A 7935-nucleotide genomic window follows, 5' to 3' on the forward strand; every position below is an offset into this window, starting at 1 on the left:
CAATGGCCGACAAGCACCGCATCTCCTTCGAACCGGTCGACATCGAGATGGAGGTCGGCGAGGACGAGAAGATCCTCGACGCCGCGTTCCGCCAGGGCATCCACCTCATGCACGGGTGCCGCGAGGGCCAGTGCTCGGCGTGCAAGTCGTACGTGCTGGACGGCGAGATCCAGATGGAGCGCTACTCGACGTTCGCCTGCAACGACGCCGAGGTCGAAGAGGGCTATGTGCTGCTGTGCCGGGCGCACGCCTTCAGCGACTGCACCATCGAGCTGCTCAACTTCGACGAGGAGGAGCTGCTCAACTCCGCCCCGCTGCAGCGGATCCGGACCGAGGTCGTCGAGATCGTGGAGCACACGCACGACATCGTCGGGCTCAAGCTCAAGCCGGTCGACCCGCCGGCGTACGAGTTCAAACCCGGCCAGTACGCCGACCTGACCATCCCGGGCACCGACGAGCACCGGTCGTTCTCGATGGCGACGATCCCATCCACCGCCGACCACATCGAGTTCGTCATCAAGAAGTACCCGGGCGGCCGGTTCTCCGCGTTGCTCGACGACGGGATCGCGGCCGGCGACACGATCGAGCTGACCGGGCCGTACGGCAACTTCACGCTCAAGAACGGGCACGTGCTGCCCCTGGTGCTGATGGCGGGCGGCGCCGGTATGGCTCCGGTGCTCAGCCTGCTGCGCCACCTCAGCGAAACCGGGGACACCCGGCGGATCCGCTTCTACTACGGCGCCCGCACCGCCGCGGACCTGTTCTACCTGGACGAGATCCGCGCCCTGGGCGAACGGCTGCCCGACTTCGGGTTCGTCGTCGCGCTCTCGGAGTCCACCGAGGGCGCCGGTGAGCTCGGGGTCACGGCCGAACCGGGGATGGTCACCGACGTGGTGGCGGCCAGGGAGCCCGAGCTGCACCGCAGCGAGGTGTACCTGTGCGGCCCGCCGCCCATGGTGGACGCCGCGCTGGCGCTGGCGGCGAGCCAGGGCGTGCCGGACGACCAGGTGTTCTACGACAAATTCACCACGTCGGTTCGCGACGAGTAGACATCGCAAGGAGACATCACATGACGAGCAGTGCGAAGACGCGCAGCTTCCCGAAGGTGGAGTTCACCGACTCCGAGGCGGGTGCCCTGGAGTTCCCGAGCTCGAAGAGCCGCAGCTACAACTACTTCAAGCCGGCGAAGCTGCGCGCCACGGTGTACGAGGACGTCACCGTCGACGTGCAGCCGGACCCCGAGCGGCACCTGTCCCAGGGCTGGATCTACGGCTTCGGCGACGGGCCCGGCGGTTATCCGAAGGAGTGGACCGCCGCGAAGTCGTCGAACTGGCACGCCTTCCTCGACCCGAACGAGGAGTGGGAGCAGACGATCTACCGCAACAACTCCGCGGTGGTCCGTCAGGTCTCCCTGTGCCTGGAGAACGCCAAGCGCGCGGGCGCCTACGGCAACTGGAACACCGCCTGGCAGAAGTTCATCGCCCGCAACCTCGGAGCGTGGATGCACGCCGAGAACGGGATGGCGCTGCACGTGTTCACCTCGATCCAGCGCTCCGGCCCGACCAACATGATCAACACCGCGGTGGCCGTCAACGCGGCGCACAAGATGCGCTTCGCGCAGGACCTCGCGCTGTTCAACCTGGACCTGTCGGAGTCGCTGGACACCTTCGACGGGTCGGTGCACAAGGAGGTGTGGGCCTCGGCCGAGGAGTGGCAGCCCACCCGCAAGGCCGTCGAAGAGCTCACCGCGGTCGGCGACTGGGCGGAACTGCTGTTCGGCGCCAACGTCGTGTTCGAGCAGCTCGTCGGCCAGCTCTTCCGGTCGGAACTGGTCATGCAGATCTCCGCCACCAACGGCGACTACATCACCCCGACGATCGTGGGCACCGGCGAGCACGACTACAGCCGCGACCTCGGCTACACGCGGGCGCTGTTCCGCATGCTCACCCGCGACGAGCAGCACGGCGAGGCCAACAAGGAGCTGTTCGGCCGGTGGCTCGCGAAGTGGGTGCCGCCGTGCCTGGACGCCGCCTACGCGCTGCAGCCGATCTGGTCGCAGCCGGCCGAGAAGGCCCGCACCTTCGCCGACTCGCTCGGCGCGACCAAGGAGAAGTTCACCCAGCTGCTCGAGGAGATCGGGCTGGACATCCCGAAGGAGTTGGACAAGTGAGCAGCACCATGCAGTTCGGTTCGCAGGCCGGGTCTTCGAACATGTGCGGCGTCACGCTGATGAACACCCCCGTCGGGCGCGTGGTAGCCGACGTGATGGGAGCCAAGGACGGCGTCTCGCTCGTGGAGTACCCGTCGATGATCCGCGTGGACGGCACCCGGCTCCTGGAGTTCGACTACGACGAGCTGACCGAGGCCCTCGGCGAGCCGTTCGACGGGTCGATCTTCGAGGAGATCAGCTCCACCCACTACGGCCGCATGGTGCACCTGGACGACCGCACCCTGCTGTTCGCCAACCCCGAGGACGCCGCCGAGTACATCGGTTTCGACCTTTCCGCGCACGGCTGACGACACCACACCCCGCACTCGTGGTGGCGGGCCGTCCGGCCCGCCACCACGGTTCCACCGAGCACCAGCACCGTGAAGGGCGAGCGATGTACGAAAAGGACGGCGAGAAGTACTACGTGGTCGACGGCCACGTCCACATCTGGGACGGGCGGGCCTCGAACCACAAGAACGTGCACGGCAAGCAGTTCATCGACTGCTTCTACGACTACCACAAGAACCTGAGCCCGGAAGAGGTCGTCTGGGACTACGACACCTACACCTACTACGGCGCCGAACGCTTCATGAAGGACCTCTTCGGCGAGGGCTACGTCGACCACGCCATCTTCCAGGCCACGCTGCTGAGCGACTTCTACCACAACGGGTTCGGGCAGACCGAGGAGGCGTTCGGGCTCACCCGGCAGCACCCGGACAAGCTCACCTACAACCACGCCTACGACCCGCGCCACGGCGAGGCCGGGCTGGAGCAGCTGCGCCGGGACGCGGAACGCTTCGGGCTCAAGGGCGTCAAGCTCTACACCGCCGAATGGCACGGCGACTCGCGCGGCTACAAGCTCGACGAGCCCTGGTCGCGCCGGTACCTCGAGGAGTGCCTCGAACTCGGCATCCGCAACATCCACGTCCACAAGGGACCGACGATCCGGCCGCTGGACCGGGACGCCTTCGACGTGGCCGACATCGACAAGGTCGCCACCGACTACCTCGACCTCAACTTCGTCGTCGAGCACGTCGGTCTTCCCCGGCTGGAGGACTTCTGCTGGATCGCCACGCAGGAGTCCAACGTCTACGGCGGGCTGGCGGTGGCGATGCCGTTCATCCACACGCGGCCGCGCTACTTCGCCCAGATCATCGGCGAGCTGCTGTACTGGATCGGCGAGGACAAGATCCTCTTCGGCAGCGACTACGCGCTGTGGACGCCGAAGTGGCTCGTGGAGAAGTTCGTCGACTTCCAGATCCCGGCGGACATGCCGGAGTACGCGCCGATCACCACCGACCAGAAGAAGAAGATCCTCGGCCTCAACGCCGCCGCGCTCTACGACCTGGACGTGCCGCGGCAGCTGCGCCTGCCGACCCAGGCCGGCGACGCCGACGCCGAGGTCGCCGCGGGAGCTGGTGCCCCATGACCCGGATGGCCGTGTCCGTCGAAGCCGAGGTGCTCGCGGCGCTGTCCACCGTGCTCGACCCGGAACTGGACGAACCGGTGACCGAGCTGGGTTTCGTCCGGTCCGTGGCGATCGACGACGACGGGGTGGAGGTGCACCTGCGGCTGCCCACGTCGTTCTGCGCCCCCAACTTCGCCTACCTCATGGTGGCCGACGCCTACGACGCGCTGGCCGCGGTGCCCGGTGCGGGCCGGGTGCGGGTGCTGCTCGACGACCACCACGACTCCGACAAGATCAACGCCGGTACCGCCGCCAGGCTCGGCTACGTCGGCACCTTCGGCGTGGAGGCGCAGGACAGCCTCGACGAGCTGCGCCGGACCTTCCAGCGCAAGGCCCACCTGGCCGCGATGGAGCGGTGCTGCCGGTCGGTGCTGGCCAGCGGGGCCTGGACGGTCGAGGAACTGCCGCTGCTGGAGCTGTTCGACCTGCCGGAGGGCCGCCTGAAGTCGGCCCTGATGCGGCGGCGGGAGGCCATCGGCCTGCCCAACCACTCGCAGGCGCGGGTGATGGTCGACCACGACGGCACCCCGGTCGCCCGCTCGGACGTGGCGCTGCGGTTGCGGCTGGCCACCACCACCCGCGTGTCCATCGAAGGCAACGCCCACTTCTGCCGGGGCCTGCTCGCCACCCGCTACGCCGGCGTCGATCCCGCCGGCTCCGCCCCGGTCGTCACCAACACCAGGAGCCACCCATGAAAGCCGCACAGGTCACCGGCTACCACTCGAACCTGGAACTGCGCGACGTGGAGGAGCCCAAGATCACCGGGCCGCTGGACGTCGTGGTCCGGGTGGGCGCGGCGGGCGTGTGCCGGACCGATCTGCACATCCTGGAAGGGCAGTGGGCGGAGAAGTCCGGCGTCGTCCTGCCCTACACGATCGGCCACGAGAACGCCGGCTGGGTGCACGCCGTCGGCGACGCGGTCACGAACGTGGCGGTGGGGGACAAGGTGATCCTCCACCCGCTGATCACCTGCGGCCTGTGCCGGTCCTGCCGGCTCGGCGACGACGTGCACTGTGAGAACTCGCGGTTCCCCGGCATCGACACCCACGGCGGGTACGCCGAATACCTGCTCACCTCGGCGCGGTCGTGCGTCAAGCTCGACGACAGCCTGGAGCCGGCCGACGTGGCCGCGCTCGCCGATGCCGGGCTCACCGCGCAGCACGCCGCCGCCAAGGCGGCGAAGGTGCTGCGGCCGGGGGAGGTGTGCGTGATCATCGGGGCAGGCGGTCTGGGCCACATCGGCATCCAGTGCCTGAAGGCGATGAGCGCGGCCACGCTCGTCGTCGTGGACCGCAACCCCGCGGCGCTGCGGCTGGCCGAGCAGGTCGGCGCCGACGTCACCGTGGTGGCCGATGGCGACCACGTGCCGGAGGTGCTCGACCTGACCGGCGGGCACGGCGCCGAGGCCGTGCTCGACTTCGTCGGCGAGGGCGGCTCGACGTCGGAGGGCGTGCGCATGCTGCGCCGCGCGGGCAACTACTACGTCGTCGGCTACGGCGAGAACCTCGACGTGCCGACCATCGACATCATCTCCACCGAGATCAACTTCATCGGCAACCTGGTCGGCTCCTACACCGACCTGCAGGACCTGATGGTGCTCGCCGCCCAGGGCAGGGTGAAACTGCACACCGCCCGCTACCGGCTGGAGGAGTTCCAGCAGGCCATCGACGACCTGAGCGCGGGCAAGGTCCGCGGCCGGGCGATCCTCATCCCCTGAACCGCGTGCTGTTCCCGGCACGGAAAGGAAGTAGGAATCATGGCGAAGCAGCTGCGGTTCAGCGTCGAGGCGCGGCGCCGGCTCGAACTCGGCGTCAACACGCTGGCCGACGCGGTCAAGGTCACCCTGGGCCCCAAGGGGCGCAACGCGGTGCTGGAGAAGCTGACCGGCCCGCCGACCATCACCAACGACGGCGTCACCATCGCCAGGGAGGTGCAGCTGGCGGAACCGTTCGCCAACATGGGCGCCCAGCTGGTGAAGGAAGTCGCGATGAAGACCAACGGGGCCGTCGGCGACGGCACCACCACCGCGACGGTGCTCGCCCAGGCGATGGTGCGGGAGGGGCTGGCCGCCCTCGGCGAGGGGGCGAACCCGATGCGGGTGCGCCGCGGTATCGAGGAGACCGTCGAGGCCGTCGTGGAGTACCTGCGCAAATCCGCGGCCCAGGTGTCGGGTGAGGCCGAGCTGGAGCGGATCGCCACGCTGGCGGCGAGCGACGACGAGCGCATCGGCCGCGTGATCGCCCAGGCGCTGGCCGCGGTGGGCCGGGAAGGCGTGGTCGAGGTGGAGGAGTCCGACGAGCCCGGCCTGGGGGTCGAGCTGGTGGATGGGATCGAGTTCGACCACGGCTACACCTCGCCGTACATGGTCACCGACCGGGATCGGATGGAGGCCGCCTACGACGATCCCGCGATCCTGCTGACCAACAAGAAGATCAGCCAGGTGCAGGACCTGATGCCGACCGTGGAGGCCGCCCGGCGGCTCGGCAGGCCGCTGGTGATCCTCGCCGAGAACGTCGACGGGCCCGCGCTGCAGATGATCCTCAGCGGGAACGTGCACGGCACCTACCCCGCGGTCGTGGTGCGCGCGCCCGGCTTCGGGCACCGGCGGGTCGCCGAGCTGGAGGACCTCGCCGCCGCGCTCGGCGGCCGGGTGGTCAGCGACGACTCCGGGCTGACCCTGGCCGAGGTCACCGAGGCCGACCTCGGCCGCTGCGAGCACATCACGATCACCGAGGACACCACGACGATCATCGGCGGGGCCGGCGACGAGCAGGCCGTGCGGGCGCGGATCGGCCAGCTGGACAAGCAGCTCAAGCGGGCCCGCATCGAGCACGACCAGGACAGCCTGCGGCTGCGCATCGCCCGACTGTCCGGGCGCATCGCCGTCGTCCGCGTCGGCGCCGCCACCAGCGTCGAGCTCAAGGAGCGGATGCTGCGGGTCGAGGACTCGCTGGCGGCGGCGAGGGCGGCGCTGGAGGAGGGCGTGGTCGCCGGCGGCGGGGCGTCGCTGGCGCAGGCCGCGCGATGTGTCGACCTGGTCGGCCTCGACGGCGACGCGGCGCAGGGCCGCGAGATCGTGCGCCGGGCGCTGGGGGAGCCGTTGCGGTGGATCGCCGCGAACGCCGGTTACGACGGTGAAGAAGTGCTGGCACGGGTGTCCGCAATGGACAACGGCGGCGGGTTCGACGCGCTGACCGGCGAGTACACCGACCTGTTCGCCGCCGGGGTGGTCGACCCGCTCAAGGTGACCCGTTCGGCGCTGGAGAGCGCGGCGTCGATCGCGGCGCTGCTGATCACCACGGAGACCGCGATCGTGGAGGAGGTGCTGGTCAACCCTGGCGCGATCATCGCTCCGGGCGCCGGTGACCTCGCCGAGGGAATGGTGCGCCCGTCCAACATCTACTGAGTACGGCGACGGGGCCCCACGCGTGCTGCGTGGGGCCCCTTGCTGTGTGGGCGCTGTGCTGTGCGCGCTATCCCGCGACCGGTGCCTGTGCGCGGGCGTGCCGGAGAGCGGTGCCGATGAGGTCCTCCGGTGCGCAGTGGACCTCGGCCAGCCCTGCCGCCACCGCCGCGAGCGGACGGTGACGAACCCCGTGCGGAGGCGCGGGCTGCACGATCCCGCCCGAAATGATGCGGGCGTCGGCGGCCTCCGCCAGGTGGTAGCCCGCGCCGACGGCGTCGCCGTTGAGGGCGGCCACGACGGGAAGCGGGTGGGCGCGCAGGGCCTCCAGCACCGGCGGCAGCCGGTCCAGCGCCGCGCTGTCCCCGGGCGCGACGTCCGCCGCGAAGACACCGTCCACCCCGGTCAGGACGATCGGATGCCCGGGCCCGATGTAGGCGAGAGCCGCGGCGAGCCCGTCGAGCAGTTCGGCGCTCAGCGGTCGTGGCGCCCGGAAGCGGACCACCACCGCTCCCGACTCGTAGTGCAGGTCCAGCATCGTCGCCTCCTGGAACGCTCGGGGTCCCCGTACGCTACTGGCGCGCGGCGGTTTCCCTTGTCTCACAATGAGACCGCCGCGCAGGGCCGGCTCTGGTGTGCTGGGGGCGAGTCAGGAGGGACGAGGGAATGACGCTGAACGAGCCGATCGTCGAGGAGCCACGCGGGGAGGAAACCGCTGAGCGCCCGCACGGCGAGTGCCTGGAACGGGCGCTCAGCGCACTGACCGGGTCCGGCTGGCGGATCGACCCGGCGGGGGCCGAGCGCCCCCGCCGGTGAGGTCAGTCCCGCGCGGCTGCCGGGTCGAGCCGATGCTGA

The 7935-nt window shown here is 69.9% G+C and carries 9 protein-coding genes; 8 read left to right on the top strand and 1 reads right to left on the bottom strand.

Going from position 1 to position 7935, the window contains the following annotated elements; genetic code table 11:
• Positions 1–2: 2 nt before the first annotated feature.
• From AMY39116_RS0319630 to groL, 7 genes are all read left to right on the top strand, one after another.
• Positions 3–1049: a 2Fe-2S iron-sulfur cluster-binding protein gene (locus AMY39116_RS0319630; protein ID WP_020419346.1), complete on the top strand. Its 1047-nt coding sequence runs from the start codon at positions 3–5 to the stop codon at positions 1047–1049.
• 20 nt (positions 1050–1069) lie between these two features.
• The gene (locus AMY39116_RS0319635) at positions 1070–2170 is read left to right on the top strand and encodes an aromatic/alkene monooxygenase hydroxylase subunit beta (RefSeq protein ID WP_020419347.1); all 1101 of its coding nucleotides are present in this window, start codon (positions 1070–1072) and stop codon (positions 2168–2170) included.
• On the top strand, positions 2167–2517 hold the full coding sequence (gene mimD, locus AMY39116_RS0319640) for a propane 2-monooxygenase effector subunit MimD (protein ID WP_017981677.1): 351 nt from the start codon (positions 2167–2169) through the stop codon (positions 2515–2517). Before AMY39116_RS0319635 ends, mimD begins: the two co-directional genes overlap by 4 nt.
• Before the next feature lie 86 nt (positions 2518–2603).
• Positions 2604–3638 carry an amidohydrolase family protein gene (locus tag AMY39116_RS0319645; protein ID WP_020419348.1) on the top strand — a complete coding sequence of 345 codons (1035 nt, stop codon included), beginning with the start codon at positions 2604–2606 and terminating at the stop codon, positions 3636–3638.
• Positions 3635–4372, top strand: a complete 738-nt coding sequence (locus AMY39116_RS0319650; protein WP_020419349.1) for an iron-sulfur cluster assembly protein — start codon at positions 3635–3637, stop codon at positions 4370–4372. Before AMY39116_RS0319645 ends, AMY39116_RS0319650 begins: the two co-directional genes overlap by 4 nt.
• The gene (locus AMY39116_RS0319655; RefSeq protein WP_020419350.1) at positions 4369–5394 is read left to right on the top strand and encodes an NAD(P)-dependent alcohol dehydrogenase; all 1026 of its coding nucleotides are present in this window, start codon (positions 4369–4371) and stop codon (positions 5392–5394) included. Before AMY39116_RS0319650 ends, AMY39116_RS0319655 begins: the two co-directional genes overlap by 4 nt.
• A 39-nt stretch (positions 5395–5433) precedes the next feature.
• Positions 5434–7083, top strand: coding sequence for a chaperonin GroEL (gene groL, locus AMY39116_RS0319660; protein ID WP_020419351.1), 1650 nt, complete (start codon positions 5434–5436; stop codon positions 7081–7083).
• Positions 7084–7150: 67 nt separating this feature from the next.
• Here the strand turns inward: groL and AMY39116_RS0319665 are convergent, their stop codons facing one another.
• A complete protein-coding gene (locus AMY39116_RS0319665) occupies positions 7151–7618 on the bottom strand; it encodes an enoyl-CoA hydratase-related protein (RefSeq protein WP_020419352.1) in 468 nt (155 codons plus the stop codon).
• 128 nt (positions 7619–7746) lie between these two features.
• Between AMY39116_RS0319665 and AMY39116_RS46835 the strand changes: the two genes are divergently transcribed.
• Entirely contained in the window at positions 7747–7896 is a 150-nt protein-coding gene (locus AMY39116_RS46835; RefSeq protein ID WP_020419353.1) for a hypothetical protein, read from the top strand.
• Positions 7897–7935: the final 39 nt, after the last annotated feature.

Source organism: Amycolatopsis sp. ATCC 39116, assembly GCF_000231075.2.
Lineage (GTDB): Bacteria > Actinomycetota > Actinomycetes > Mycobacteriales > Pseudonocardiaceae > Amycolatopsis_E > Amycolatopsis_E tucumanensis.

What these genes read in the sequence shown, in the direction of transcription:
- AMY39116_RS0319665 (WP_020419352.1), bottom strand. Translation starts at nt 7,618, where the DNA reads ATGCTGGACCTGCACTACGAGTCGGGAGCGGTGGTGGTCCGCTTCCGG.
- AMY39116_RS0319650 (WP_020419349.1), top strand. Translation starts at nt 3,635, where the DNA reads ATGACCCGGATGGCCGTGTCCGTCGAAGCCGAGGTGCTCGCGGCGCTG.
- groL (WP_020419351.1), top strand. Translation starts at nt 5,434, where the DNA reads ATGGCGAAGCAGCTGCGGTTCAGCGTCGAGGCGCGGCGCCGGCTCGAA.
- AMY39116_RS0319645 (WP_020419348.1), top strand. Translation starts at nt 2,604, where the DNA reads ATGTACGAAAAGGACGGCGAGAAGTACTACGTGGTCGACGGCCACGTC.
- AMY39116_RS0319655 (WP_020419350.1), top strand. Translation starts at nt 4,369, where the DNA reads ATGAAAGCCGCACAGGTCACCGGCTACCACTCGAACCTGGAACTGCGC.
- AMY39116_RS0319635 (WP_020419347.1), top strand. Translation starts at nt 1,070, where the DNA reads ATGACGAGCAGTGCGAAGACGCGCAGCTTCCCGAAGGTGGAGTTCACC.
- AMY39116_RS46835 (WP_020419353.1), top strand. Translation starts at nt 7,747, where the DNA reads ATGACGCTGAACGAGCCGATCGTCGAGGAGCCACGCGGGGAGGAAACC.
- AMY39116_RS0319630 (WP_020419346.1), top strand. Translation starts at nt 3, where the DNA reads ATGGCCGACAAGCACCGCATCTCCTTCGAACCGGTCGACATCGAGATG.